Source organism: Streptomyces collinus (assembly GCF_031348265.1).
In the GTDB taxonomy this organism is placed as follows: Bacteria; Actinomycetota; Actinomycetes; order Streptomycetales; family Streptomycetaceae; genus Streptomyces; species Streptomyces collinus.
Window position 1 is genome coordinate 408,749 of sequence record NZ_CP133771.1, and the last position, 25,051, is coordinate 433,799.

General features: G+C 72.6%; 23 protein-coding genes and 2 pseudogenes. 13 read left to right on the forward strand and 12 right to left on the reverse strand.

Going from position 1 to position 25,051, the window contains the following annotated elements; genetic code table 11:
• The first annotated feature begins 93 nt into the window (after positions 1 to 93).
• Positions 94 to 1,581, forward strand: a complete 1,488-nt coding sequence (locus tag RFN52_RS01815; protein WP_229856994.1) for an FG-GAP-like repeat-containing protein — start codon at positions 94 to 96, stop codon at positions 1,579 to 1,581.
• A 42-nt stretch (positions 1,582 to 1,623) separates the two neighbouring features.
• Here the strand turns inward: RFN52_RS01815 and RFN52_RS01820 are convergent, their stop codons facing one another.
• On the reverse strand, positions 1,624 to 3,165 hold the full coding sequence (locus RFN52_RS01820) for a glycoside hydrolase family 32 protein (RefSeq protein WP_184854416.1): 1,542 nt from the start codon (positions 3,163 to 3,165) through the stop codon (positions 1,624 to 1,626).
• A 163-nt stretch (positions 3,166 to 3,328) separates the two neighbouring features.
• Here RFN52_RS01820 and RFN52_RS01825 point away from each other — a divergent pair, with 163 nt between their 5' ends.
• Genes RFN52_RS01825 through RFN52_RS01840 form a run of 4 tightly spaced genes read left to right on the forward strand, consistent with a single transcriptional unit; the run spans position 3,329 to position 7,936 of the window.
• Positions 3,329 to 4,738, forward strand: a complete 1,410-nt coding sequence (locus tag RFN52_RS01825; RefSeq protein ID WP_184854415.1) for an extracellular solute-binding protein — start codon at positions 3,329 to 3,331, stop codon at positions 4,736 to 4,738.
• Positions 4,735 to 5,691: a carbohydrate ABC transporter permease gene (locus tag RFN52_RS01830; RefSeq protein ID WP_184854414.1), complete on the forward strand. Its 957-nt coding sequence runs from the start codon at positions 4,735 to 4,737 to the stop codon at positions 5,689 to 5,691. Before RFN52_RS01825 ends, RFN52_RS01830 begins: the two co-directional genes overlap by 4 nt.
• A 17-nt stretch (positions 5,692 to 5,708) precedes the next feature.
• Positions 5,709 to 6,563, forward strand: coding sequence for a carbohydrate ABC transporter permease (locus RFN52_RS01835; RefSeq protein WP_030853770.1), 855 nt, complete (start codon positions 5,709 to 5,711; stop codon positions 6,561 to 6,563).
• Complete coding sequence (locus tag RFN52_RS01840; protein WP_184854413.1) at positions 6,560 to 7,936, forward strand: glycoside hydrolase family 32 protein; 1,377 nt, start codon at positions 6,560 to 6,562, stop codon at positions 7,934 to 7,936. The genes RFN52_RS01835 and RFN52_RS01840 overlap by 4 nt, the downstream gene beginning before the upstream one ends.
• On the opposite strand, the gene RFN52_RS01845 is transcribed toward RFN52_RS01840, so the two are convergent.
• Entirely contained in the window at positions 7,899 to 8,963 is a 1,065-nt protein-coding gene (locus RFN52_RS01845) for a LacI family DNA-binding transcriptional regulator (protein ID WP_184854412.1), read from the reverse strand. The genes RFN52_RS01840 and RFN52_RS01845 overlap by 38 nt on opposite strands.
• A 109-nt stretch (positions 8,964 to 9,072) precedes the next feature.
• On the opposite strand from RFN52_RS01845, the gene RFN52_RS01850 reads away from it, so the two are divergent.
• Together RFN52_RS01850 and RFN52_RS01855 are read left to right on the forward strand one after the other, a co-directional pair.
• The gene (locus tag RFN52_RS01850; protein ID WP_184854411.1) at positions 9,073 to 9,903 is read left to right on the forward strand and encodes an aldo/keto reductase; all 831 of its coding nucleotides are present in this window, start codon (positions 9,073 to 9,075) and stop codon (positions 9,901 to 9,903) included.
• Positions 9,904 to 9,942: 39 nt separating this feature from the next.
• The gene (locus RFN52_RS01855; RefSeq protein WP_184854410.1) at positions 9,943 to 10,557 is read left to right on the forward strand and encodes a DNA polymerase ligase N-terminal domain-containing protein; all 615 of its coding nucleotides are present in this window, start codon (positions 9,943 to 9,945) and stop codon (positions 10,555 to 10,557) included.
• Positions 10,558 to 10,559: 2 nt separating this feature from the next.
• Here RFN52_RS01855 and RFN52_RS01860 read toward each other — a convergent pair whose 3' ends face one another.
• The 4 genes from RFN52_RS01860 to RFN52_RS01875 form a co-directional block, all read right to left on the reverse strand.
• Positions 10,560 to 12,902 carry a SpoIIE family protein phosphatase gene (locus RFN52_RS01860; protein ID WP_184854409.1) on the reverse strand — a complete coding sequence of 781 codons (2,343 nt, stop codon included), beginning with the start codon at positions 12,900 to 12,902 and terminating at the stop codon, positions 10,560 to 10,562.
• A 61-nt stretch (positions 12,903 to 12,963) separates the two neighbouring features.
• Positions 12,964 to 13,431, reverse strand: coding sequence for a peroxiredoxin (locus RFN52_RS01865; RefSeq protein WP_308432040.1), 468 nt, complete (start codon positions 13,429 to 13,431; stop codon positions 12,964 to 12,966).
• Entirely contained in the window at positions 13,428 to 13,808 is a 381-nt protein-coding gene (locus RFN52_RS01870; protein ID WP_184854408.1) for a DoxX family protein, read from the reverse strand. Before RFN52_RS01870 ends, RFN52_RS01865 begins: the two co-directional genes overlap by 4 nt.
• Positions 13,809 to 13,858: 50 nt before the next feature.
• The gene (locus RFN52_RS01875) at positions 13,859 to 14,620 is read right to left on the reverse strand and encodes an AraC family transcriptional regulator (RefSeq protein ID WP_184854407.1); all 762 of its coding nucleotides are present in this window, start codon (positions 14,618 to 14,620) and stop codon (positions 13,859 to 13,861) included.
• A 90-nt stretch (positions 14,621 to 14,710) separates the two neighbouring features.
• On the opposite strand from RFN52_RS01875, the gene RFN52_RS01880 reads away from it, so the two are divergent.
• On the forward strand, positions 14,711 to 15,865 hold the full coding sequence (locus RFN52_RS01880) for an MFS transporter (protein ID WP_184854709.1): 1,155 nt from the start codon (positions 14,711 to 14,713) through the stop codon (positions 15,863 to 15,865).
• A 6-nt stretch (positions 15,866 to 15,871) separates the two neighbouring features.
• Here the strand turns inward: RFN52_RS01880 and RFN52_RS01885 are convergent, their stop codons facing one another.
• Positions 15,872 to 16,387, reverse strand: a complete 516-nt coding sequence (locus tag RFN52_RS01885) for a MarR family winged helix-turn-helix transcriptional regulator (protein WP_184854406.1) — start codon at positions 16,385 to 16,387, stop codon at positions 15,872 to 15,874.
• Positions 16,388 to 16,585: 198 nt separating this feature from the next.
• On the opposite strand from RFN52_RS01885, the gene ligD reads away from it, so the two are divergent.
• The 4 genes from ligD to hemC all read left to right on the forward strand — a co-directional run bounded on the left by ligD (position 16,586) and on the right by hemC (position 20,607).
• Positions 16,586 to 17,566 (forward strand): non-homologous end-joining DNA ligase, encoded by a 981-nt coding sequence (ligD, locus tag RFN52_RS01890; protein WP_184854708.1) that lies wholly within the window; start codon positions 16,586 to 16,588, stop codon positions 17,564 to 17,566.
• A 142-nt stretch (positions 17,567 to 17,708) separates the two neighbouring features.
• Positions 17,709 to 18,482 carry an NPP1 family protein gene (locus RFN52_RS01895; protein ID WP_184854405.1) on the forward strand — a complete coding sequence of 258 codons (774 nt, stop codon included), beginning with the start codon at positions 17,709 to 17,711 and terminating at the stop codon, positions 18,480 to 18,482.
• Between the two features lie 98 nt (positions 18,483 to 18,580).
• Positions 18,581 to 19,603, forward strand: coding sequence for a questin oxidase family protein (locus RFN52_RS01900; RefSeq protein WP_184854404.1), 1,023 nt, complete (start codon positions 18,581 to 18,583; stop codon positions 19,601 to 19,603).
• Positions 19,604 to 19,671: 68 nt separating this feature from the next.
• Positions 19,672 to 20,607 (forward strand): hydroxymethylbilane synthase, encoded by a 936-nt coding sequence (gene hemC / locus RFN52_RS01905; RefSeq protein ID WP_184854403.1) that lies wholly within the window; start codon positions 19,672 to 19,674, stop codon positions 20,605 to 20,607.
• 24 nt (positions 20,608 to 20,631) lie between these two features.
• Here the strand turns inward: hemC and RFN52_RS01910 are convergent, their stop codons facing one another.
• From RFN52_RS01910 to RFN52_RS01925, 4 genes and pseudogenes are all read right to left on the reverse strand, one after another.
• Positions 20,632 to 21,153 (reverse strand): hypothetical protein, encoded by a 522-nt coding sequence (locus tag RFN52_RS01910; RefSeq protein ID WP_107459081.1) that lies wholly within the window; start codon positions 21,151 to 21,153, stop codon positions 20,632 to 20,634.
• A 191-nt stretch (positions 21,154 to 21,344) separates the two neighbouring features.
• A pseudogene (locus RFN52_RS01915) lies at positions 21,345 to 22,206 on the reverse strand (ABC transporter permease).
• Positions 22,166 to 23,048 (reverse strand): annotated as a pseudogene (locus RFN52_RS01920) (ABC transporter ATP-binding protein). The pseudogenes RFN52_RS01915 and RFN52_RS01920 overlap by 41 nt, the downstream one beginning before the upstream one ends.
• Positions 23,045 to 23,500: a MarR family winged helix-turn-helix transcriptional regulator gene (locus RFN52_RS01925; protein ID WP_184854402.1), complete on the reverse strand. Its 456-nt coding sequence runs from the start codon at positions 23,498 to 23,500 to the stop codon at positions 23,045 to 23,047. Before RFN52_RS01925 ends, RFN52_RS01920 begins: the two are co-directional and overlap by 4 nt.
• A 311-nt stretch (positions 23,501 to 23,811) precedes the next feature.
• Here RFN52_RS01925 and RFN52_RS01930 point away from each other — a divergent pair, with 311 nt between their 5' ends.
• Complete coding sequence (locus RFN52_RS01930) at positions 23,812 to 24,603, forward strand: RNA polymerase sigma factor SigF (RefSeq protein ID WP_184854401.1); 792 nt, start codon at positions 23,812 to 23,814, stop codon at positions 24,601 to 24,603.
• A 31-nt stretch (positions 24,604 to 24,634) separates the two neighbouring features.
• On the opposite strand, the gene RFN52_RS01935 is transcribed toward RFN52_RS01930, so the two are convergent.
• Positions 24,635 to 24,955, reverse strand: a complete 321-nt coding sequence (locus RFN52_RS01935; protein WP_033311803.1) for an ANTAR domain-containing protein — start codon at positions 24,953 to 24,955, stop codon at positions 24,635 to 24,637.
• Positions 24,956 to 25,051: the final 96 nt, after the last annotated feature.

A 25,051-nucleotide genomic window follows, 5' to 3' on the forward strand; every position in this document is an offset into this window, starting at 1 on the left:
CCTGCCCCGTCTCCTCCGGCGCGCCCGGACGTACAACCTTCCGTACGGTTCACAGGTCATGGGGACATCGGTTGATCGAGACCAGGAGTCCCGTTGCGCAGAGCAGTCATGGCCGCCGCCGTGCTCACCACCTCCGTCGCCGTCGCCCTTCCCCCGACGACATCGTCCGCGGCTGCCCCCTTCAAGGGCGCCAACACGGCGGCCGTGCAGGACGACTTCAACGGTGACGGTTACCGCGACCTGGCCGTCGGGGCTCCGGCAGCCGCCAACGGCACGGTGGAGGAGGCCGGTTCGGTCGTCGTGCTCTACGGCTCCGCGTCGTCGGTGAGCACCACCCGCCGCACGGTCATCACACAGAGCACCACCGGGATCCCCGGCACCGCCGAGGAGTCCGACCGCTTCGGCGGGACGGTGACCAGCGCCGACCTGGACCGGGACGGCTATGCCGACCTGCTCGTGGGTGCCTCGGGCGAGGACGTCGACGGTGTCGACTCACGGGGTTCCGTGACCGTGGTGTGGGGCGGGCCCGACGGACTGCGGGACGGCGCGAACATCTCCCCTCCGGCCGGGTACGGCGAGGGCATGACCTATTGCCGGTTCGGCATGTCCATCGCCACCGGTGACATGAACGGCGACGGCGCCCCGGAGGTCGGCGTCGGTTCGGGCTGCACCGCCGCCTCCTACAGCGGCCCCTTCACCCGTACCGGCCAGGCCGCCGCCCGCTATCTCGAATGGCGTGAGAACGCCCGTGGCGTGGTCATGGGCGACGTGAACGGCGACGGCAGGGCCGAGCGCTTCTACCTGGCCGGTCCCACCGACGGCGACATCCGCGGACCGGTGACGCTCGACGCGGGCGCCCCCGACCCCGAAGACCCGCTCGTCAACCGGGGCGTGGAGCTGCCGTACGCCGACGGCCACGCGGGGCAGATCGGCGACATCGACGGCGACGGCTACGGCGACCTGGTCACCGGCATCGCGGGCGACGACTCCCACTTCAACGCGCCGACCCCCGCGGCTCACCGCGACGGCGAGATCCAGGTCCTCTACGGCGGCGCCCAGGGCATCACCGCCGGGCAGCAGCCGAAGGTCTTCCACCAGGACACCGCGGGCGTCCCCGGCACCGCGGAGTGGGGCGACTGGTTCGGCCAGTCCCTGAGCGTCGGCGACGTCGACGGCGACGGGTACGCCGACGTCCTGGTCGGCTCCCCGGAGGAGGCCGTCGGGTCGCTCGCCTCGGCGGGCACCGCCGTCCTTCTGCGCGGCTCCGCCTCCGGCCTGACGACGGCCAGGGCCACCGGCTACACCCAGGACACCGCGGGCGTCCCGGGCGCCGCGGAGACCGGAGACGGGTTCGGCAGCGCCGTCCACCTCGCCGACCTCACCAAGGACGGAAAGGCCGAGACGGTCGTCGGCGCCCCCACCGAGAACTCCGACGGCTGCGTCTGGGTCGCCCGCGGCTCGGCAGCGGGTCCCGTGCCGGACGGCTCGGTCAACCTGTGCGGCAAGAGCGCCGGCATCACCACCGGCGGGATGAAGGGCTACTTCGGCGCCGCCCTGACCAGCCCTCACGTGGAGAACTGACGGCCTGGCCCGGCCGGGCGCGGGAGGGCGGGAACGCCCTCCCTACACCCTGAACTCGCGGATCACGGTGTTCCGGAACACCGCCCTTCCGTCCACCGTGAACAGCGCGAGCCCCGTGTCGACCAGGTACGGGAAGGCCGCCGAGGAGTGCGTGTACCGGCCGTCGTCCACGAACAGCTCCACGGACGTGCGGTCGACCAGGATGCGCAACCGCACCGAGCGCCGGGCCGGGTCGAACGGGCTGCGGCTCTCCTGCCATCTGCCCGTCATGTCGGGGGACACGGTGGGGCGGCGGTTGAGGTAGGCGTAGTCGCGGTGGACACCCGCGTCGATGTGGCGGACGCCGTCCGGAGAGCGCCGCAGTTGCATCCCCGCGCCCATGAGCTGGTCCCAGGTGATCTCACAGCTCAGCTCGTAGGCCGTGCCCCGGTAGTCGAGCAGGCGCATGCCCTCGACCTCCAGGTCGCCGAGTGTCACCGTGCGGGAGACGTAGCGGTCGAGCGCGGCGACCGGCCGGGACGCCAGGTAGTAGGTGCCGTCGCCCGCGCGCTTCAGCGTGATCTCACGGACGATCGAGTCGGTGCCGTTGAAGCCGTCGCTGTCGATGGTGGGCGTGATGTGGGCGTAGTCCCAGTTGTTCAGCCACCCGATCGCGTAGCGGGTCCCCTCGTCGAGGGTGCCGTCGGTGCCGCGCTTGTCGAAGGTGACCGCCCCGTACCAGTCCCACCCGTAGTCGAGCCACTGGGGATCGGTCGTGTCGGCGGTGAAGGCGCTGCCGTCGAAGGAGCCCGTCCAGTACGCGTACGTGTTGGGCAGCCCGGCTCCCTTGCCGTTGGCGCTCACCCCGAGCACCCACTTCGGCGTGCCGTCCCCGGCGCGGATGCGGAACAGGTCGGGGCACTCCAGCACACCGATGCCGCCCTTGACGAACCCGCTCACGTACGTCCAGGTCTTGAGGTCGGCGGAGTGGTAGAAGCCGACCTTGTCGTTCTCGGCGAGGGTCATCACCCACCGGTCGCGCTCCTCGTCGCGGATCACCTTCGGGTCGCGGAAGTCGCGCACGCCGGGGTTGGGCAGCACCGGGTCGGTGCCGTGCGGGGTGAAGGTGCGGCCGCCGTCGGTGGAGTAGTACAGGTACTGGGCCTGGTCGGCGGGGCCGTCGTGCGGTGACATGGTGGCCAGCACGACGACGGCGCCCGCCCCGAAGCCGGCCGTGTCGTGCGTGTCCACCACCGCCGAACCCGACCAGACGTCGCCGTTGGGCGTGGTGTCCTTGGGCACGGCGATCCCCCCGTCCGTGAAGGAGACCAGGTCGGTGCTGGTGGCCAGGCGCCAGGCCGTGCCGATCTCGCCGGCGAGGTAGTCGGCGTTGTGCAGGTAGTAGTAGTGATACCTGCCGTCGATCCAGACAGGCCTCTGCGGGTCGTTCTTCCACTGCTCGGGGACGGTGAAGTGGTACCCGGCGCGGTAGCTCGCGCGGGCCGTCCGGGGCCCGGCCGCCGCCGGACCCGCCGTCGGCAGCAGAGCGCCGGCCGCGCCCACGGCCGACCCGGCGAACAGAGCTCTCCTGGTGATCCCGCGCATCACACACCTCGTCCCTCTCCTCGGAAACTGCGGCTCATGGGATCAGGACTTTCGGACCTAACTCGTTAAAGGTCAAGCACCCGCACGCCTTGACAGGGCCATTCCGCGCTCACATCATCTGGGGCATCAACCCACGGCTAACACGAGTTAGGCCCCACACACGATGACCGACTCGCACCTCACCCGCCGCGCCCTGCTGCGGTACGGCGCCTACGGCGCGGGCGCCGCCGCCCTGGCCGGCACCGCCGCGAGCTGGGACCGGCTCACCGGAGCCGACATCCCCGGCCGGGACGACGGCTCCCTCGTCGTCGCCACGCTGGGCCCGGCCTACGGGCCGGAGGCCATCCGCACGCTCCGCGAGGGCTTCGCCGAGCTGCACCCCGACATCAAGCTCCGGATCAACGCGGTCCAGGCCGTCGACTGGTCGGACTTCTTCGCGAAAATCCTCACCCAGGTCGCCGCGGGCACCGCCCCCGACCTCGTCTACGTCGCCACCGAGGGCGTGCAGCTGTTCGCGCAGCGGCTCGGGGTGGCCCTGGACAAGTGGGTCAAGCGGGACGCGGCCGAGCTCAAGGAGTACTTCACCGACGTCCACCCGTCGCTGGTGGAGTCGATGATGTACGAGGGCAGCCTCTACCAGCTGCCCGTCGAGTTCAACGCGGCCGACATGTACTTCAACCGCCAGGTGCTGCGCCGGGCCGGGGCCGACTTCCCGCCGGCCGACTGGACCCGGGACGACTTCACGGCGCTGCTGCGGGACATGAAGAGGTCGGGCGGCTCCCGCTTCACGCCGTACTTCTGGACCAACCGGCTGTGGGGCGGCGTGGTCCCGTGGCTGTTCGCGAACGACACCAATCTGCTCGCCGAGTCCAAGGCGCCCGGCGGCGACTGGCTGTGGAACGGCTTCTACCCCACCGCGCAGCGCAAGGGCCGCGGCGGGGGCTTCCGCTGGACGACGCCGCAGGCCTCGCACGACCGGGTGGAGGAGGTCTACGACTACCTCGCCTCCCTCATCCAGGACGGCCTGTGCACCCGCCCCGAGGGCGGCAACGGCCAGAACCTCATCGGCGTGTTCTCCACCGGCCGCGTCGGCGTCACCCCGGCGGGCGGCTTCTGGGCGGGCGGACTGCACCTGGCCGGTATGGAGCGGGACGGGTTCGACGTGCAGTACTTCCCGCGCTGGCGCACCCAGCGCATGCAGTACGGCGCGGCGGGCTACGCGCTGCTGCGCACCTCGACGATGCAGGACGAGGCGTGGGAGTTCATCAAGTACGCCGCCCGCAAGGACACCCTGGAGCGGCTGTTCGCCACGAACCAGACCACCCCGGCCCGCCGCTCGCTGCTGACCGCCGGCCGCTACGCGAAGACCGGCCCGGCGCACTGGCCGGTCTTCTACGACACCCTCGACCGGTTCCCCGACACGGGACCCATCCCGGCGCCGCCGCAGGTAGCCGAGGTCGAGCAGGTGCTGCTGAAGCACACCGGCACGGCCCTGGCCTCCGCGCGCTCGGTGCGTCCCGCGTTGCGCCGGATGCAGGGCGATCTGGAGAAGGCCATGGAGCGTGACGTATGACGAACACCCGGATACCGCCCGCGCGCGCCGAACGCCCCGCGGTCCGGGCGGCCCCGGCGCCGCAGGGCCCCTCGGCCCGTGACCGCGGCACCCGGCTGCTGGCCACGCTGTTCCTGACGCCGACGATCGTCGGCATCGTGATCTTCACGGTCGTGCCCATCGTCGGCTCGGTGATCCTGAGCCTCTTCCACTGGAACGTCATCGACTCGCCGTCCTACGCCGGACTCTCCAACTACGGCGAGGTGTTCGGCGACGAGACCGTGCTGGTCTCCTTCCGCAACACGCTGGTGTTCATGGTGTTCGCGGTGGCGCTGCAACTGCTCGTCGCGCTGGCCCTCGCGCTGACGATCAACGGGCGGATGCCGGTGTGGCTGCGGTCGGTGTTCCGCTCGGCGTTCTTCTTCCCGCTGGTGCTGTCCGCCGCGTCGATCTCGGTGGTGATGAAGTACCTGTTCAACCAGGACTTCGGGGTGATCAACTGGGCGCTCGGCTTCGTCGGGATCGCACCGGTGCCGTGGCTGACGTCGGAGAACGCGGCGATGGCGACGGTGGTCCTGGTCTACGTCTGGCAGCAGTTCGGCTTCTCGTTCCTGCTGTTCGTCGGCGGGCTGAACAACATCCCGAAGGAGATCCACGAGGCGGCCGCCCTGGACGGCGCGACGGGCCTGCGCAAGCACCTGACCGTCACCCTGCCGCTGCTCTCGCCGACGCTGCTGGTCGCCTCGGTCGTCGGCATCATCAACGCCCTCCAGGTCTTCGAGCAGCCGTACGTCCTCACGAACGGCGGCCCCGGCGACTCCACCCGCACGGTCGTGATGGTCATCTACGAGACGGCGTTCGAGCAGCTGCGCTTCGGTGAGGCGTCCGCGGTGGGTGTGCTGCTGTTCGTGCTGATCATGGCGGTCACCGCCCTCCAGTTCCGGCTCAGCCGGCGTTTCGTCCACTACCAGTGAGCCGGGTGAGTCCTCCCATGAGCCAAGCAACCCTGTCCTCCAGCCGTGTGCGGCACGGGCTCGCGCCGTGGGCGCGGATCGCCGGTCTGGCCGTGTGCGCGCTGCTCACCCTCGGCCCGGTGGTGTGGACGGTGTCCACCTCGTTGCGCACCCCGGCCGAGGCGTTCGACCTCCCGCCGCAGCTCATCCCGTCGAACCCCTCCACCGAGGCCTACCGCGGGGTCTTCGACCAGATCGACGTCTGGCTGCTGGCGCTCAACTCCACACTGGTCACGGCCCTGATCGCCGTCGGCCAGATGATCACGGCGGGCCTGGCCGGATACGCCTTCGCCCGGCTGGAGTTCCGCTTCAAGAAGCCGCTGTTCGGCCTGGTGCTGGCCACGATGATGGTGCCGTTGCAGGTCACCATCGTGCCGGTGTTCCTGGTACTGAAGTCGATGAGCCTGACCGACACCCTGCTCGGGCTGATCATCCCGGCCTTCCCGACCGCGTTCGGCACGTTCCTGATGCGCCAGTACTTCCTCGGCATGCCCAAGGACCTCGGCGAGGCGGCGATGCTGGACGGGGCCGGGCCCTGGCGGACCTTCCGGTCGGTGTACGCCCCACTGGCCGCGCCCGGCCTCGCGATCGTCGGTGTCCTGGCCTTCAACTACCACTGGAACGAGTTCTTCCGCCCGCTGATCCTGGAGACGTCGGGCCAGAACTACACGTTGCCGCTGGGGCTGGTCTCCCTCCAGGGCAATCTCGGCACCGGCTCCATCTCCGTGGTGCTCGCCGGTGTCGTCCTCTCCATGATTCCCGCCGTCGCCGTGTTCGTCGTCGGCCAGCGCCCTCTGCGTGAGGGCATCACGTCCGCAGGAGTCAACCGTTGAGCCTCGCCGCTCCCCCACAGGACCCCAACGCCCCGCGCTTCCGGGTCCGCCCGCCCGCCAACTGGATGAACGACCCCAACGGGCCCTTCCGCTGGCGCGGCCGCCACCACCTCTTCTACCAGCACAACCCGGACGCCCCGGTGCACGCCAACGTGCACTGGGGCCATGCCTCCAGCACCGACCTCGCCCACTGGGAGCACCATCCGATCGCCCTCACGCCCACCCCGGGCGGCCCGGACGAGGCGGGCTGCTGGTCGGGCTGCGTGGTCGACGACGAGGGCGTTCCGACGGCCGTCTACACCGGGGTGGACCGCGATCACACCGGGCTCGGCACGATCTGCCTGGCCCGGGCGGCGGACCCGGACGACCCGGCGCTGGCCGATTGGACGCCTCTGCCCGTCCCGGTGGTCACGGGCCCGCCCGAGGGCCTCGATGTGGTGATGTTCCGCGACCCCTTCGTCTTCCGGCACGACGGGCGCCGCTGGGCGCTGGTCGGCGCCGGCCACGCCGACGGCACCCCTTCGGTCCTGCTCTACGACTGCGACGACCTGACCGACTGGCGGTTCACGGGTGTGCTCCTCGACGGCCACGACCCGGTCGCCAGGGCGGCGTTCGGCGGCCGGGCGACCGGCTGGGAATGCCCGCAGCTGTACGCCGCGCAGGGCGGCGAGTGGGTGCTGGTGGTCTCGCTGTGGGACGGGCACCCGTGGACCACCGGGTACCTCACGGGCCGCCTGGACGCGGACCTGCGCCTCACCCCTCGCACGGCCGGCCTGCTCGACCACGGCCGCGACTTCTACGCGCCCGCCGTGCTCCAGGAACCGGACCGCGTCCTGCTGTGGGGCTGGTCGTGGGAGGCCCGTGAGCAGGGCGAGGCCGACTGGGCCGGTGTGCTGAGCGCACCCCGTGTCGTCGACGTCCATCCGGACGGGGCGCTGCGCGTGTCCCCGGCGCCGGAGCTGCGGAGGCTGCGCGCCGCGGAGCCGTTCGTGACGGCCCCCGGCCGGGCCGGGCTGCCGGCGGCCTACGACCTGACGGTCACCGCCCGCGAGCACACCACCGTCACTCTGCTGCGGTCGGCCGAGGGAGCCGAACTCACGCTCCGGCTGGACCCGGACGGTGGCACCGTGACGCTGGACCGCGACGACTGGCCCCGCAAGGAGGCAGGGGCACCGATCGTCGTGCCGGTCCCGTCGGCTGAGAAGCTGACCGTGCGCGTCCTCGTCGACGGCTCGCTGTACGAGCTGTTCGTCGGCGACCGGGCCACGGTCACCGAGCGTGTCTACGAACGGGCGGACGACATCAGGGAGTTGAGCGTGACGCCCGGCGCGTCCGTCACCGGGTGGGCGCTGGCCCCACCGACGCGCGGCTGATCACCGGGCAGGCCAGGCGCCGCACCGTCGCGGGCGGGGTCCGGCCGGTGCCGATGGAGTCGAGCAGAAGACGCGCGGCCGTCTCACCCATGGCCCGGTGGGGCAGGGCGACGGTGGTGAGGGGCGGCGCGAGGTGGGCGGCCATGTGCTCCTGGTCGTCGTAGCCCACCACCGACAGGTCGCCGGGGACGGCGATGCCGAGGCGGGTCGCGGCGTGCAGGACGCCCGCGGCGACCCGGTCGTTGTAGGTGAAGATCCCGGTGGGCCGGGCCTCGGGCGGCGCGCCGTCGAGCAGGCGCGTGGCGCCCTCGTGGCCGCCGGAGATCTCCCCTCCGGTCCGGACGACCCAGTCCCGGGGGACGGTGATGCCCTCGGCGCGCAGCGCGTCGCGGAAGCCGCGCAGCCGCTCCGCCGAGGCGATGTCGTCCTGCCCTCCGACGATCGCGACCCGCCGGTGCCCCTGCTCCAGCAGCAGCCGGGCCGCGCTACGGCCGCCGGCGCGCTCGGCGGGGATGACGGCGGGCAGTGAGCCGTCCTCGGGCAGGCAGTTGGCCAGGACGGAATGGGTGCGGTGCAGGCCCTCGGGGACGCGGAGGCTGCGCAGGGACATGGCCGCGTAGATGATGCCGTCGACGCGCCGGTCGAGGAGTTCGGCGACCGCCGCGTCCTCCTTGGCCCGGTCGCCGCCGGAGTCGACGGTGAGGATGAGGTGTTCTCCGGCCCAGGCGGTGTCCATGGCGCCGCGCAGCAGCCGCCCGGCGAAGGGCGAGGAGGCGATCTCGTCGGTGACCAGGCCGATCACGGCCGTACGGCTGCGGCGCAGGCCCCGGGCGACCGGGTCGGGCCGGTAGCCGAGCTGGGCGGCGGCCTGCCGGATACGTTCCTGGGTGGCGGGCGACAGGTTGCCTGCGGCGCGGCCGTTGAACACGAAGGACACGGCGGTGTGCGACACGCCGGCGAGCCGCGCGACGTCCCGCGAGGTGGGACGTCCCGACCCCGTCACCGGCTTCCCCTCGGCGCTGCCCATGCCGTCCGCCGTCCTCATCCCCCACGTGTCCGGTTGATCACCGCTCACTTTATCCGTGACGCTGGAGGGGCGACACAGCCGTACACACACGCGACGGGAAGGTCCCACGGTGATCAGCATCCCGACCCACACGCTCAACGACGGTACGACGCTCCCCGCCCTGGGCCTGGGCACCTGGCCGCTCGGCGACGACGAGGCGCAGCAGGCGGTGCTCTCGGCCCTGGAGGCCGGCTACCGCCTGATCGACACGGCGACGAACTACCGCAACGAGACGGGGGTCGGCCGCGGCGTGGCCTCCGGTGTGGTGCCGCGCGAGGAGATCGTCGTGACGACGAAGCTCCCGGGCCGTCACCACGGCTACGAGGAGACCCTCGCCTCGTTCGAGGAGTCCCGGGCCCGCCTGGGCCTGGAGTACGTCGACCTGTACCTGATCCACTGGCCGCTGCCGCGCGTGGACCGGTACGTCGACGCGTGGAAGGCCATGATCAAGCTGCGCGAGGAGGGTCTCGTACGGTCGATCGGCGTCTCGAACTTCACCGCCGGGCACATCGAGCGGCTGGAGCGGGAGACCGGGGTGCTGCCCTCGGTCAACCAGATCGAGTTGCACCCGCTGCTGCCCCAGGACGAACTGCGCGCCTTCCACGCGTCCAAGGACATCGTCACCGAGAGCTGGAGCCCGCTCGGCCGGGGCACGCCCCTGCTGGAGGACCCCGCCGTGGCGCGGATCGCCGAGACGCACGGGGTCTCGCCCGGTCAGGTGGTGCTGCGGTGGCACACGCAGCTGGGCGCGGTGCCCATCCCGAAGTCGGCGAACCCGGAGCGGCAGCGCGCCAATCTCGACGTCTTCGGCTTCGAGCTGGACGAGGACGAGATGCGGGCCGTGGCGGACCGGGCGCGGCGGCGGGTCGGCGGGGACCCCGAGGTGCACGAGGAGTTCTGACGGGTACCCGGGGGCGCGCGAGGCGGGAAGGAGTCGCACGTGGCTGACCGGGACCGGCTGCGGGACTACCGCGGCAAGCGCGACTTCGACCGGACCGGGGAGCCCCGCGGGCGGGGTGCGTCCGCCGGGGACGGGCCCCGGTTCGTGGTGCAGATCCATGACGCGAGCACGATGCACTTCGATTTCCGGTTGCAGGTGGACGACGTGCTGAAGTCCTGGTCGATCCCGAGAGGCCCCTCGGCGGACCCGAAGGACAAGCGGCTGGCCGTGCCCACGGAGGACCATCCGCTGGAGTACGAGGAGTTCGAGGGCGTGATCCCCCGCGGCGAGTACGGCGGCGGCACGGTGATCGTCTGGGACCACGGCACGTACGAGCCGCTGAGCCACGACCGCCGGGGCCGGCCCGTCGACTTCGCCCGGTCGCTGGAGCGCGGGCACGCCACGTTCCGGCTGAGCGGTTCCAAGCTGCGCGGCGAGTACGCCCTGACCCGGTTCCGCGGCGGCCGGGGCGGCGACGGCGAGGAGGCGTGGCTGCTGGTGAAGCGGGCCGGGGACGCGGCCCGTACGCGCGGGGCTCCCGATCCCCGCCGCGCGCGCTCGGCCAAGTCCGGCCGCACGCTCGCCCAGGTCGCCTCCGACGCGGCCGGGGAGTGAGGTCAGAACAGCGGGGTGAGTGACTGTTCGCACCAGATCGTCTTGCCCCGGGTGGTCTGCCGGCTGCCCCAGCGCTGGGTGAGCTGGGCGACGAGCAGCAGACCGCGGCCGCCCTCGTCGTCCTGGTGCGCCCGCCGCAGGTGCGGGGAGGTCGAACTGCCGTCGGACACCTCACAGATGAGGGTCCGGTCCCGGATCAGGCGGAGCTGGATGGGCGGGGCGCCGTACCGGATGGCGTTGGTGACCAGTTCGCTGACGACGAGTTCGGTGACGAAGGCCGTCTCGTCCAGGCCCCACGCGGTGAGCTGGTCGGTGGCGGCCTGCCGGGTGGCGGCCACCTCCGCGGGGTCCGGGACGACGTCCCAGGTGGCGACCTGGTCGGCACCCAGCGCCCGGGTCCGTGCCAGCAGCAGGGCCACGTCGTCGCCGGGCTCCTCCGGTAGTACGGCCTTCAGCACGGTGTCGCACAGGGCGTCCAGCGAGTCGGTGGGCACGGTCAGGGCCCGGCACAGCTCGTCGGTGGCGTGGTCGACGTCGCGGTCGCGGTCCTCGATGAGCCCGTCGGTGTAGAGGGCGACGACGGAGCCCTCGGGCAGCTGGAGCTCCGTCGCCTCGAACGGCAGCCCTCCCACGCCCAGCGGGGGCCCCGCGCTCATGGGGATCAGCCGGGTGGATCCGTCGGGCAGCACCAGGGCGGGTGCGGGGTGGCCGGCGGCGGCCAGGTTCAGGCGGCGCACGACGGGGTCGTAGACGGCGTAGAGGCAGGTCGCGCCCAGCTCGGCGACCTCGTCGCCCTGGTCGTCCGAGGCGAGATGGGTGACCAGGTCGTCGAGGTGCGTGAGGAGTTCGTCCGGCGGCAGGTCCACGTCGGCGAGGGTGCGGACGGCCGTGACCAGCCGGCCCATGGTCGCCGTGGAGGGGATGCCGTGCCCCACGACATCCCCCACGACCAGCGCGACGCGGCTGCCGGACAGCGGGATCACGTCGAACCAGTCGCCGCCGATACCGGCCGCCGAGCCGGAGGGCAGGTAGCGGTGGGCGACCTGGACGGCGGCCTGGCCGGGCAGGCCCCTGGGCAGCAAACTGTGCTGGAGGGCGAGGGCGGTGGTGCGTTCGCGGGCGAAGCGGCGGGCGTTGTCGACGCAGACCGCGGCCCGGCTGGCGAGTTCCTCGGCGAACACCGCGTCGTCGTCGGCGTAGTCGTCGGGCTGCGCCACCCGCACGGCCACGGCGACGCCGAGCGTGGTGCCGCGGGCACGCAGCGGTACGGCCATCATCGAATGGACGCCCATGCGGTAGGGGCGTCCTTCCGGGGCGCGGGAATTGCGCTCGGCGACCCAGCGCATGAACGCCGGCTCCCCTGCCTGGCTGATGATGGCCCGGCCCTCCCGCATGGCCCGGGCGATCGGCGAGAACGAGGGATAGACATCCACTTCTCCCACGTGGACGGCCGCTTCCGGAGTGCCCTCGGTGACGGATCCGTGGGCGACCCGCCGCAGGGTGATCTCCTCCGCGGACGCGGCAGGTGCCTCGTCGGCCCCGAGCACCCAGTCGAACAGGTCCACGCTCGCGAAGTCCGCGAACCGGGGCACCACGACCCCGATCAGTTCCTCGGCCGTGCGGACCACGTCCAGGGTGGTGCCGATGGCGGCGGCGGCCTCGTTCAGCAGGGCGAGGCGCTGCCTTGCCCAGTACTGCTCGGTGCTGTCGAACGCGGCCAGGGCGGTCCCCACGAGTTCGCCGTCGGCGTCCCGCACCGGCCACATCTCGGTGACCCAGGCGTGCTCCCGGTTGAGGGCCGGTGCGCCGGTGTAGCTCTCGTACCGCAGCGGCCGGCCCGTCTCGACGACGTGCCGCAGGTGCCAGTTGAAGCCGCGGCTGTGCTCCGCCTCCTCCACTGTCTCGGGGAAGTGCCGGCCGAGCAGCGTCTCCTCGGACACGCCCATCACATGGCACGCGACGTCGTTGAGCCGCAGGTAGCGCTGCTTGACGTCGAAGACGGACATCGACATGGACGCCTGCTGGAAGGCACGGCCGGCGAGGGACGTCTCCCCGGGGCCGGGCGACGCGGCGGTGATCACGTACCCGCTCGCTTCGCCGTCCGGGCCCGTCACGGCGCAGGCCCTCACGCGCAGCCCGACGAGGTAGCCGTCGCGGTGCCGCACCATGACCGTGCCGGACCGCGCGGACATCGCCTCGGGCGGCACGGCCTCGGCGAGCAAGTCCCGCGCGGCACGGCCCAGGGCCTCATGGGCGGGGTAGCCGGTCAGCCGTCGGGCTCCCTCGCTCCACCCCGTCAGGATGCCGCGGGCGTCGATGATCGCAGCAGCGGAGGCGTCCTCCATATCGTCCAGGATTATCCCTTTGCCGCCCTGTATCAACCGCGACGCTGCATTCGTGACCGTGTCAGGACCGGTGGGCGCGCAGTGCGGTGAGCGCCCGGTCGGCGTGCGCGTTCATGCGCAGTTCGCTGCGTACGACGTCGAGGACGGTGCGGTCCTGCGCTATGACGAACGTGGTGCGCTTGGTGGGCGCCAGGGAGAAGCCGCGTTTCACTCCGAACCGTTCGCGGACCGTGCCGTCGGCGTCGGACAGCAGCGGCATGCCGAGGCCGTGCCGGCCGGCGAACTCCTGCTGCCGCTCGACGTCGTCGCCGCTGATGCCCACGGGCCGGGCGCCGACGGCCGCGAACTCGGCGGCGAGGTCGCGGAAGTGGCAGGCCTGGGCGGTGCAGCCGGGGGTCAGGGCGGCCGGGTAGAAGAAGAGCACGACGGGGCCCTCGGCGAGCAGCTCGGACAGGCTGCGGACGGTGCCGGTCTCGTCGGGCAGGGAGAAGTCCTCGACTTCGTCGCCGGTCTCCACGCGCGCGGTCACGACCTGCCCTCCGCGTTCCGGGCGACGCCGCGGGCCCAGAGCACCAGGGGCACCTGCAGGGGCAGGCGGGCGAAGGCGGCGGTCTTCTGCGGGGTGGGGCGGTGACGCCAGTCGGCGGCCATCTTGACGTTGGCGGGGAACACCCCGACGAAGAAGGCGGCCGCGGCCAGCGCTGCGGCCTTGCGGGTGCGCGGCAGTGCCAGGCCGGCGGCCAGCGCGAGCTCGGCGGCGCCGCTGGCGTAGGTCCAGGTCCTCGGTGTGCCGGGCAGGCCGCGCGGGATGGTCGCGTCGAACGGGCGTGGGGCGGCGAAGTGGGCGACGCCCGCGGTGGCCAGGAGGCCGGCGAGCAGCAGGGGCGAGCGTTCGGACCGGGGCACGGTTCCTCCTCTGAAGGCCTGCCGCGCATTATTACCGGACGGTAGTCAGGTCAGTTCACCGGGTCCCGGGAGTGCCCGTGATGTCTGCCCGGCGTGTAGCCGAAGGAGCGGCGGAAGACGTCGATGAAGGCGCTCGCGGAGGACCAGCCGCAGCGGTGGGCGACGGTCGTGACGGGCAGGCCGTCGGCCAGCATCCGCAGGGCGTGGTAGAGCCGCGACTGGGTGCGCCACTGCGGGAACGTCATGCCGAACTCGCCCCGGAAGAGCCGGCTGAGGGTCCGCTCCCCCACCCCGGTCTCGGCCCCCAGCTCGGCGAGGGTGGGCACGTCGGCGGGGTCGGCGTGCACGAGGGCGCAGACGGCGGCCAGGCGCGGGTCCGCGGGGGTGGGCAGACGCAGCGGCTGCTGGTGCGAGACCCGGAGCTGGTCGCGCAGGACGGCGCGCAGGCGGCGGCGCTCGGGGCTGTCGTCGCCGGGGTCGCGGGTGCAGGCGAGGATCAGCTCCCGCAGCAGCGGGCTGACGGCGAGGACGGCCGGTCGGTCGAGGCCGAGGGGGTTGTCGGCGGCGGGCAGGCCGACCAGGTGCAGGTCGAGCCGGCCGTGGGCGCGGTGGGCGTGGACGGTGCCGGCCGGGACCCAGATGGCGCGGGTGCCGGGGGCGAACCAGGTGCCGGCGTCGGTGGTGACGGCGACGACTCCGGCACCGGCGTAGACGATCTGGTGGTCGTCGTGCCGGTGGGCGTCGATGCGGTCGCCGGCGGTGAGCCGCTGGGCGCGGGTCGGGGCCGTGGGGGTGTGGCGGATGTTCGGCACAGTCCGGCAGATTATCGGAAGCGGGCCAGGTGCCCGGCGGACGACGATCGCCGGGTGACCACTTCGAGACGCGATCGACCCGTCCCCCTGATGTCCCTGGGGCACGCCTGCGTGGACGTGTACCAGGGGGCCGTGGCCGCTCTGGTTCCGTACTTCGTCGCCGAGCGTGCCTACTCCTATGCCGCCGCCTCGGGTGTCGTCCTGGCGGCGTCCCTGCTGTCGTCGCTGGTGCAGCCGCTGTTCGGGGTGCTCACCGACCGGTGGGCGATGCCGTGGCTGCTGCCGCTGAGCGCGCTGACGGCCGGGGCGGGCGTCGCCCTGAGCGGGGTGACCGGCTCCTATGCGCTGACGCTGGCGGTGGTGGCCGTGTCGGGCGTGGGTGTGGCCGCCTACCATCCGGAGGCCGCCCGGGTGGCGCGGGTCGTGGCGCAGGGCCGGCACACGGCGATGGGCTGGTTCTCCTTCGGCGGCAACGCGGGCTTCGCCCTGGCTCCCCTGCTGGTCTTCGCCGTGGTGGCCACGGGCGGGCTGCGCGCCTCTCCCCTGCTGGTGGTCCCGGCCCTGGCGGGGGCGGCGCTGTGCGCGGCGGCGGTGCGCTCGGCGGGCTCCGGCGCCAGGAGTGCTGCCGCGTCCGCCGCCGTGGGCGAGGACGACTGGGGGTCCTTCCTGCGGCTGTCCGGGGCGGTGGTCTGCCGCTCCGTGGTGCTCGTGGGCTTGGGCACGTTCGTCGCGCTGTACGTGCGGGAGCGCACCGGCGGCGGTGCGGCGGCCGGTGCGGCGGCCCTGTTCGTGCTCTATGCCGGCGGCGCGGCCGGCACGCTCGTCGGGGGCCGGCTGGCCGAGCGGTACGGGCGAACAGCGGTGGTGCGCCGGTCGTACGCCCTGACCGTCCCGGCCGTGGCCGGGCTGGTCCTGGTGCCCGGGTCGCCGGTGTACCTGTTCGTGGCGCTGACGTCGGCGGGTCTGTACGTGCCGTTCTCGCTGCACATCACGCTGGGCCAGGACTTCCTGCCCCGGCGGGCGGGGACCGCGAGCGGGGTCACGCTGGGCCTGGCCGTGAGTGTCGGCGGTCTCGCGGCCCCCGCGCTCGGGGCGCTGGCCGATGCGACGTCCCTGCGGTCGGCCCTGCTGCCGCTCATCGCGCTGCCCGCGCTGGGCCGGCTGCTGCTGTGCGGCCTGCGCGAGCCGGCGCTGCAGGGGACGGCAGCCGAGCGGTCCGGTCCGCGCGATCCGGTGGCACGGTGACCGGGATCAGGCCGTGCCGGCCGGGGCCGAGCCGGGTTGGCCTTCCTCGTCGCCGGCGTAGGCGAGGAAGTCGTCGACCATGCGGTGGAAGAGCGTCGCGAGCTGCCGCAGTTCTTCCGGGGACCAGTCCGAGAGCGCCCTCTGCATGCCGCGGACGCCGGCCTCGCGGACCTTGGCGATGGCCTCGCCCCCGGCGTCGGTGAGCTCGATGCGCTGGGCGCGGCGGTCGTCCGGGTCGGGGACGCGGGTGACGTAGCCGGACTTCTGCAACTGCTGCACCGTGCGTGTGACGTGCGAGGCCTCCACGCCCAGCCGGGCGGCGAGCTCCCCCGGCCGCTGCGGCTCGGAGTCGGCGATCTGTCGCAGCAGGGCGACGGCGGCGCGGTCGAGCGGGACGCCCGCCAGGGCCATCAGCCGTTCGTGCCGGCGGGCGCGCGTGCTCAGGTAGGTGATGCGGGTGAGCGCACGCTCGATCTCGGTCACTTCCGGCGAGGGGGCGTCGGGGAGCGGTGGTGTGGGCATGAGCACCACGGTACCATCTCGTTGCGTAACTCAAGTAAATCGAGTGGTTCACCCCACTAGTTCGCCCAGCCCCCGTTCGCTGGGCGTTCGTTCCCCCCGTTCGCCGAGCGCCCCCCGTTCATCAAGCGGTTCACCCCGTTCAGGGGAAACAACCGGAGAACACGCGTGGCGGCCCGCCGGTCCGTCGACACCTCACCCGTGGACCTGCCGCTGATCCCGCCCATGCTCGCCACGTCCGGCACCCTGCCCTCCGCCGCGCAGGACGCGCGCTGGGCCTACGAGACCAAACAGGACGGCCAGCGCGTGGTGGTCTATCTGCCCGGGGACGGCAGTGTGCTGCTGCGCGCCCGCTCCGGTGACGACATCACGGCCGCCTACCCCGAACTGCGGCCGCTGGCCACCGCCCTCGGCGCCACCCCCGCCGTACTGGACGGCGAGATCATGGCCCTGGACGACCAGGGGCGCGCCAGCTTCCAGTTGCTGCAGTCCCGGATGGGTCTGGCCCACGCCCCCGCCAGGGCCGCGCGGCGGGCTGCGGAGGTCCCGGTCCATCTCGTGCTGTTCGACCTGATGCACCTGCGGAACGACTCCCTCCTGCGGCTCCCGTACGCCCGGCGCCGCGCGGCACTGGAGGACCTCGGCCTCGCCGGACCCTCCTGGTCGACCCCGCGCGCACTCGTCGGCCACGGCGCCGAGGCCCTGCGCGCCACCCAGGAGCACGGTCTGGAGGGCCTGGTCTGCAAGCGGCTCGACTCGGTGTACGAACCGGGGGTGCGTTCCCGGGCGTGGATCAAGATCCGCAACATGCGCACCGAGGACGTCCTGGTCGGCGGCTGGCAGCCCGGCAAGGGACGGCTCACCGGCCTGCCCGGCGCGGTGCTGGTCGGACAGCGTGCGGCGGGGCGGCTGCGCTACGTCGGCAGCGTCGGCACCGGCTGGAGCGAGGCCGAACGCACCGAACTCGCCGCGCTGCTGGGGGCCGCCGCGAGTGACGTCTGCCCCTTCGACCCCGCTCCGCGCGCTCCGGGCGCGCACTGGGTCGTACCCCGCCTGGTCGGCGAGGTCCGCTACAGCACCCGCACCCGGGAGGGGTTGCTGCGGCAGCCGTCCTGGCTGCGACTCCGGCCCGATCTCGCGCCCGAGGAGGCCGCGGCCGACATCCCGGACGACATGGCCTGAAACGAACAGGCCGCCCCAACTATCGGGCCCTGATTCACCGTTCGGATCCTCCGTCCCTCTTGGCATGGACGCGTTCAGCCAGGAAGCTGAACCTCCCTTTCCCCCACAGCCGTTGGGCTGCGCCCGGACCAAGGAGGACGCAGTGTCGTCACGCCCGTTCGCCCACCGCAGGAGATGGACCATCGGCGCGGCCGGTGCCGCCGCCCTCGTCCTCGCCTCCCCCGCCACGGCCTTCGCCGCCCCACCGTCGGCGCTGCCCGCCAACGCGGACGCCCTGGAGCAGACGTACCAGCCCGCCTACGACTACGACACCGACGGCTGCTACTCCACGCCCGCGATCGGCCCGGACGGAACCGTGAACGGCGGGCTCAAACCGACCGGCGCCCTGAACGGCAACTGCCGGGACGCCTCGGACCTCGACAACACCAACGGCTACGCGCGCTCCAAGTGCAACAACGGATGGTGCGCCATCCTGTACGCCCTCTACTTCGAGAAGGACCAGGCGGTGGCCGGCAGCGGCATCGGAGGCCACCGGCACGACTTCGAGCACGTCGCGGTGTTCGTGCAGGACAACCAGGTCAAGTACGTGTCGACGTCCAACCACGGCGGCTTCACCGTGCGCGCGGCGTCCGCGATCCGCTTCGACGGCACGCACCCGAAGATCGTCTACCACAAGGACGGCATCAGAACACACTGCTTCCGCGCCGCGAACGGGAACGACGAGCCGCCGGAGAACCACAAGCGCACCTGGCAGTACCCGGCCCTGGTCGGCTGGAACGGCTACCCGGCCGGGGTGCGCGACAAGCTCACGTCGTACGACTTCGGCAGCGCCAACTTCGGCCTGAAGGACGGCACCTTCGCCAACCACCTCGCCAAGGCCAAGCCCTCCGGCATCCCCTTCGACCCGTACGCCTGACCGCACCCGGCCCGGCCGGAGGCCTAGGCCTCCGGCCGGGTCCGGCTTCCGCCCCGCGCCCGATCCCCCGGCACGGGGCGGCCGCATAGCGTCCCGGCATGGACACGCACGACACGACAGGGACCCTCGAAGACGCCCTCGGACGTCTCCACGCCTCGGGGCCGGAGCGGCTCGGCCGGCTCACCAATCACGCCCCGATGGTCGTGGAGGCGCTCACCGCACACGGCCGGGCGGACGCCGTGCACCGGTGGCTGGACCTGTACCGGCACAAACTGGAGGACCTGCCCCGGCCCGTCGCTCCCGTGACGGGCGCCGACTGGCGTTCGGCGCTGGGCGACCCGCGCCGGGCCGCCGACTGGATCGGGTACTTCGGCCGGGCGCTCACCGGGCAGCCGTGGCGGGACGTCCTCGCCGTGTGGTGGCCGCGGCTGCTGCCCGGGATGTACGGCGGCTCCACGCATCCCGTCATCCGCGTCGGGCATGCCGTACGGGCCCTGGGGGCCCACGAGAACGCGCCGCGGCTCGCCGAACTCGCGCACGGGCTGGGCTACTGGGCCGCCCGGCACCGGCCCGTCTCCGGCATCGCGGCCCTGCCCGCGGCCCCGAGTGCCGCGCGGTCCCTGGACGCCGTGCCTCCGATCGCCGACCCCCGGGGCGGATTCCCCGACCGGCTGGCGGCCGTACGGCGGTTGCCGCTGTGGGCGCAGAACGTGACCGGCCCGGACACGGCCCGGGAGCGCCTCGCCGAACTGGTGCGCGCCGCGACCCACCGCTACGCCACCCACGGCCACGGCGAGGCGACCATGCTCGTGCACGCGGCGACCGCGCCCAACGCCGTCCTGCGCACCCTCGGCTCCCTGCCCCGCGCCCTGTGGGCACCGAGCCTGCACGCGGCGTGGACCGCGTCCGCGGCCGTCACCGCCATGTACGCCACCGCCGAACCCGTCGCGGACGTCCCCGCACCCCGGTGCACGGCGCAGGAGGTACTGGAACGGGCCCTCGCGCACGGTGACGAGCACGTCGTGAAGCTCACCGACACCGCCCTCGACGTCGGCGACGAGCGGGCCCTCGCCGCGGCCCTGCGGGCGGTGGAACTGAGCGATCCGCTCGTCCCGAACTGACGCCCGATACCCGGCAGTCGGAGGAGGTACGGGACCGACGCCCCCGCGGAAGGGTCTATCGTGTCCGCATGTCCGTCCCCGAACTGATTCGCATCGTCTCCCGCGACTCCCCCATGGCCCTCGCCCAGGTGGAGCGCGTCCGGGCCGAGTTGGCCGCCGCCCATCCCGGAGTGCGCACCGAGGTCGTGCCGGTGAAGACCACCGGCGACAAGTGGATGGGCGATCTGTCCCAGGTCGAGGGCAAGGGCGCGTTCACCAAGGAGGTCGACGCGGCGCTGCTGGCCGGCGAGGCCGACCTCGCCGTGCACTGCGTGAAGGACGTGCCCGCCGACCGGCCGCTCCCGGCGGGCACGGTGTTCGCCGCGTTCCTCAAGCGGGACGACATCCGCGACGCCCTGATCCACCCGGGCGGGCTCACCCTGGACGAGCTGCCGGCCGGGACGCGGATCGGCACCTCCTCGGTGCGCCGCGTCGCACAACTGGCCGCCACGCACCCCCACCTGGTGTGTGTGCCGTTCCGCGGCAACGCCAACAAGCGTCTGGCGAAGCTGGCCGCCGGCGAGGCGGACGCCCTGCTGCTCGCGGTCTCCGGCCTGGAGCGCATCGGCCGCGAGGACGTGATCAGCGAGATCCTCTCGACGGAGACGATGATGCCGCCCATCGGTGCGGGCGTGCTGGCGCTGCAGTGCCGCGAGGGAGACACCGCGCTGATCGACGCCGTGAGCGGCCTCGGCGACCCGGACACCTACCGGGAGACCACCGCCGAGCGCATGTTCCTGCATGTGCTGCAAGGGCACTGCAACAGCCCCATCGCCGGGTTCGCGCAGGTGGACCGCAGTGGCGAACTGTCCCTGCGGGCCTGTGTGTTCACCCCGGACGGCAAGACCCGGCTCAACGCCCACGAGTGGGCGGGCCGGCTCGACCCGGCCACGCTCGGCACCTCGGTCGCCGTGGCCCTGCTGCGCCAGGGCGCCCGCGAGATCATCGACGGCATCCCGCACTGATCAGCGCGACACCCTGACACGGGATCAGGCGGTGCCTTCCTCCGCCTGGTCCCGCAGGAAGACGCTCACCTGGTGCGCCAGGCTGTCCCGCACCGGACCCTGCTGGGCCCCGGCAGGGCCCTCGTGCGCGCCGATGCCGCCCGCCCACAGCCGGCGGGCGGTCCACTCCTCCTCGACGCGCAACTGCACCTGGACGTCCACGAGGCCCAGGGACGCCTCGGCACCGGCCGCGTACAGCACGGCGGTGGCCCGGCGCAGCGGATAGACGTCGAAGCCCTCGATGAACTGCGAGTTGCGCCAGTCGATGAAGGCACTCTCCCCGTCCGGGCCGAGCCGCACGTCGATCTGGCCGTCCTCGAGGTGGACGCCGAGATGGCGGCTGCCGCGGTTCTCGACCGTCACGCGGAGGCAGAAGTACGTCAGTCCGTCGGCGGCGTCGTCCCGGCCGCGGGGCGGCTCGGCCAGCTCCAGACGGTGGACGCGGACGCGCAGACCGGCGTGCTCGTCGTACTCCTGCCAGTCCCCGACCACGTTCGGCTCGTACACGCTGCACCTCTCGACCTCTGGAAGCTGCTTCCTATCTGTGGTCTCAGCGCACTGTCAAATGAGCAGAATGCGCTGTGGCCAGGCAGTTCATCCTTTTTGATCGGTGATCAAGCCGTGCCCAGCGGTTATCCGGAAACAGGTGGAGAAAGCGCTTGCTCCGGCGTGCCGCACATCACTTCCACGAGTGAAGATCAACGGGCCAGCCGGCCCAGCAGGGCCGAGGCGGCGGTGACGCCGAGCGCGGCCGCGATGAACAGCACCACGAAGTCGGACACCGGATGGGGGGGATGTGCCGAGAAGGAGGCCGCGCAGGGCGTCCACCTCGTAGCTGAGCGGGTTGGCCTTGCTGACGCTCTGCAGCCAGCCCGGCATCACGGACACCGGGTACAGGGCGTTGGAGCCGAAGAACAGCGGCATCGTGATCGCCTGCCCGATGCCCATGAGGCGGTCGCGGCTGAGCACGATGCCGGCGATGGTCATCGACAGGCAGGAGAAGAAGGCCGAGCCGAGGACGACGATCGCGGCGACGGCGAGCAGCTTGAGCGGGTTCCAGGTCAGGGCCACGCCCAGCAGAGCGGCGATGAGGAGCACGACGACGGCCTGGACGAGCGACTTCACCCCGGCCGCGAACGCCTTGCCGGTGATGAGCGCCGATCGTGGAGTGGGGGTGACGAGGAGCTTGTTGAGGACTCCGGCGTCACGCTCCCAGATGATCTGGATGCCGTACAAGATGGCGATGAACATCGCGGACTGGGCGATGATGCCGGGCGCCAGGTAGTCGACGTACGGGATGCCGCCGGTGGGGATCGCCTTGATGCGGGTGAAGGTCTGACCGAAGATCAGCAGCCAGAGGGCGGGCTGGACCGCGCGGGTGTAGAGCTCGGTGCGGTCGTGGCGCAGCTTCTGCAGTTCGACCGCGCACATCGCGCCGACGCGGGCGGGCAGCAGCCGCCAACCGGCGCGGGGCGGCGGGGGTTTCAGCAGCAGGTCGATGCCGTGGCCGCGGGCGGGGTCAGCCGACACGGCGCGCGGTGCGGCGGGTGCTTCGGACATCGCGGAAATCTCCTGCCTCGTCGTCGAGACCGCTGCCGGCCACGTCCCGGAAGACGTCCTCCAGCGTGGGCGGCGCGCCCTGGGCGGCCCCCGCGGCGCCGCGCCGGGCGCCGAGTCCCGCCCTGAGCTCGGCCGTGGGGCCGAGGGCCCGGATCCGGCCACGGTGCATCAGGGCGACCCGGTCGCAGTACTGGTCGGCTTCGTCCATGGAGTGGGTGGTCACGAGCACGGTCATGCCGGTGGCTTCGCGGACGGCGCCGATGTGCTCCCACACGCCGGTGCGGGCGATCGGGTCGAGGCCGATGGTGGGCTCGTCGAGGATCAGCAGCCGTGGGGCGCTGACCAGGGCCTGGGCGAGTTCGAGCCGGCGGACCATGCCGCCGGAGTACGTGGCGGCCAGCAGGTCGGCGGCGTCCGCGAGATCGACCGCGGCCAGGGCCTGGGTGACCCGTTCGGCGCGTTCCGGGCGGGGCACGTCGAAGACCCGGACGAACAGGGCGACGTTCTCCCGCCCGGTGAGTCCGGGCGTCCGCGGACAGTTGCTGCGGGACGTAGCCGAGCAGGCGGCGTACGGCCATGCGATCCCCGGCGGTGTCGTGGCCGAAGACGCGGACCATGCCGGCGGGCACGGGCAGCAGGGTGGTGATGCAGCGGATGGCGGTGGTCTTGCCGGCGCCGTTGGGCCCGAGCAGCCCGAAGACCTCGCCCTGCCGGACGGTGAGGTCGAGTCCGTCCACGGCGTTGTGGTCGCCGAAGGCGTAGGTGAGCCCGGTGCAGGCGACGGCGTCGGCCGGGGGTGAGGTGGTCGCGTCTGTCCCGGACGGTGCGGTGTCGGGCGTCATGACTCCTCGGCTTCCTCGTGCAGGGTGTCGGCCAGCTTGCGCAGGGCCGGGACCGCCGCCTGGAGCGCCCGGCGGTCCGGCTCGTCGAGGCGCGCCACATGGCGGCGTACGAGTTCGGCCCGGCGCCGGCGCCAGTCGCGCAGCCGCGCCTCGGCGGCGGGGGTGGGCAGCAGCCGGGCGGCCCGGCGGTCGGAAGGGTCGGTCTCGCGGACCAGGTAGCCCGCCCCTGCCAGCCGGTTGCCGAGGGTGGACACCGAGTTGGCCGCCAGACCCAGCTCCCTGGCCGCGTCGGAGATGCCGACGCCGGGCCGCACCACGACCAGACGCAGCAGTTCCACCTCGGCGCCGCGCAGCCGCGGGTCGGGCGTCTGCCGCCGCAGGCGCCGCCGGATCAGCCGCTGGACATCGACGAGTGCGTCGGCCAGCTCTTCGGGGAAGGTCTCCGGCTCCATGCGAGATTAGCTCTGTAGCAGAGCTAATCGGCCCATGGCGAGGTCGAGGGAGGTCAAGAGACGCCCAGGGCGCTCGGGAACGGCAGCGGATCCGGTCGGCGGGCGGACTGGGAGCGCCCGTGACACCCGATTGCCGTATTGTCTTAATTGTTTCACTTTGCCCCTGCCTGGGGATGGGCAGGGAAGTGCTTCGGACAGGAGGCACGTGCGTGGGAGCCGGCAGACCGGGCCCCCGGTGCTCTCCGTGAGGACCGAGTCCGCTCCTCCCGCGGTGTCTGTCCATTCAGCACCTGCTCAGGGAGGTGCGCACCATGCGTATCGCCGGCAGCACCCGAACGCACCCCCACGACGACGCGCCCGACACCGCCGCGGCGTTCGCGCGGCTCGCGCGGCTGCCCGAGGGGCCCGAGCGCAAGGCCCTGCGCGACGAACTGGTCGAGGCCTGGCTCCCCATGGCCGAGCGGATCGCCGTCCGCTTCCGGGGCCGTGGCGAGGCCCTGGAGGACCTCTACCAGGTGGCGGCCCTCGGCCTCGTGAAGGCGGTCGACCACTACGACCCGGCCCGCGGCAACGCCTTCGAGGCGTACGCGGTGCCGACGGTCACCGGCGAGATCAAGCGCCACTTCCGTGACCACATGTGGACGCTGCATGTCCCCCGCCGGGTCCAGGACCTGCGCAACCGGGTGCGGCACGCCGCGAAGGAACTGTCGCAGACCACCCCGGGCCGCTCCCCCACGGTCGCCGAGATCGCCGACTACGCCCAGCTCACCGAAGGCGAGGTGCGCACCGGCATGGAGGCCCTGGAGTGCTTCTCCGCGCTGTCGCTGGAGGCGGAGATGCCCGGGACGGACGGCTATGCCCTCGGGGACGCGATCGGCGGGCCCGACCCGGCCTTCGACACCGTCGTGGACCGGGTGGCCGTCAGGCCCTGCCTGGAGGCGCTGCCCGAGCGCGAGCGGATCATCCTCTATCTGCGGTTCTTCAAGGGCATGACGCAGAGCCGGATCGCCGAGCAGCTCGGCATCTCGCAGATGCATGTCTCACGGCTGCTCAGCAGCTGCTTCGCCCATCTGCGTGAGGAACTGCTGACGGAGGCCCGCTGAAGCGGGGGGTGGTCGTTCCGGCGCCGCCGGGTCACGCCTCCGGCGGCGATCCGGGGATCTGCGTCGGTCCGGCCCGGTCGAGGGCGTCCTCCAGGGCGGCCCGGATCTCCTCGGGCATCACGCCCGTGCGCCCCCAGACGAGGATCAGTTCCGCGACATTGCGCAGCTTGATGTTGGTGTGCTGGGAGACCTCCTTCAGCACGGCCCACCCCTGGTCCGGGGAGATCCGGCCGAGCGCGACGACCATCCCGATCGCCTGGTCCACGACGGCGTGGGAGACGACCGCCTCCTTCAGCTGCTGGACCTCTTCCTGCAGCGCGAAGATCCGATCCGAGCCCCCGTCCGTGGGCATGGTCACCTCCGGGTCCGGTGCGCCGCTGCGCCCGAGGTCTCATGGGGTGCTTGAGTACCTTGACGCAGTGTCCGACCCCTCCATCGTCGTCACTCG

What these genes read in the sequence shown, in the direction of transcription:
- RFN52_RS01820 (WP_184854416.1), bottom strand. Translation starts at nt 3,165, where the DNA reads ATGCGCGGGATCACCAGGAGAGCTCTGTTCGCCGGGTCGGCCGTGGGC.
- RFN52_RS01825 (WP_184854415.1), top strand. Translation starts at nt 3,329, where the DNA reads ATGACCGACTCGCACCTCACCCGCCGCGCCCTGCTGCGGTACGGCGCC.
- RFN52_RS01830 (WP_184854414.1), top strand. Translation starts at nt 4,735, where the DNA reads ATGACGAACACCCGGATACCGCCCGCGCGCGCCGAACGCCCCGCGGTC.
- RFN52_RS01835 (WP_030853770.1), top strand. Translation starts at nt 5,709, where the DNA reads ATGAGCCAAGCAACCCTGTCCTCCAGCCGTGTGCGGCACGGGCTCGCG.
- RFN52_RS01845 (WP_184854412.1), bottom strand. Translation starts at nt 8,963, where the DNA reads ATGGGCAGCGCCGAGGGGAAGCCGGTGACGGGGTCGGGACGTCCCACC.
- RFN52_RS01860 (WP_184854409.1), bottom strand. Translation starts at nt 12,902, where the DNA reads ATGGAGGACGCCTCCGCTGCTGCGATCATCGACGCCCGCGGCATCCTG.
- RFN52_RS01880 (WP_184854709.1), top strand. Translation starts at nt 14,711, where the DNA reads ATGTCCCTGGGGCACGCCTGCGTGGACGTGTACCAGGGGGCCGTGGCC.
- RFN52_RS01885 (WP_184854406.1), bottom strand. Translation starts at nt 16,387, where the DNA reads ATGCCCACACCACCGCTCCCCGACGCCCCCTCGCCGGAAGTGACCGAG.
- RFN52_RS01900 (WP_184854404.1), top strand. Translation starts at nt 18,581, where the DNA reads ATGGACACGCACGACACGACAGGGACCCTCGAAGACGCCCTCGGACGT.
- hemC (WP_184854403.1), top strand. Translation starts at nt 19,672, where the DNA reads ATGTCCGTCCCCGAACTGATTCGCATCGTCTCCCGCGACTCCCCCATG.
- RFN52_RS01925 (WP_184854402.1), bottom strand. Translation starts at nt 23,500, where the DNA reads ATGGAGCCGGAGACCTTCCCCGAAGAGCTGGCCGACGCACTCGTCGAT.
- RFN52_RS01930 (WP_184854401.1), top strand. Translation starts at nt 23,812, where the DNA reads ATGCGTATCGCCGGCAGCACCCGAACGCACCCCCACGACGACGCGCCC.
- RFN52_RS01935 (WP_033311803.1), bottom strand. Translation starts at nt 24,955, where the DNA reads ATGCCCACGGACGGGGGCTCGGATCGGATCTTCGCGCTGCAGGAAGAG.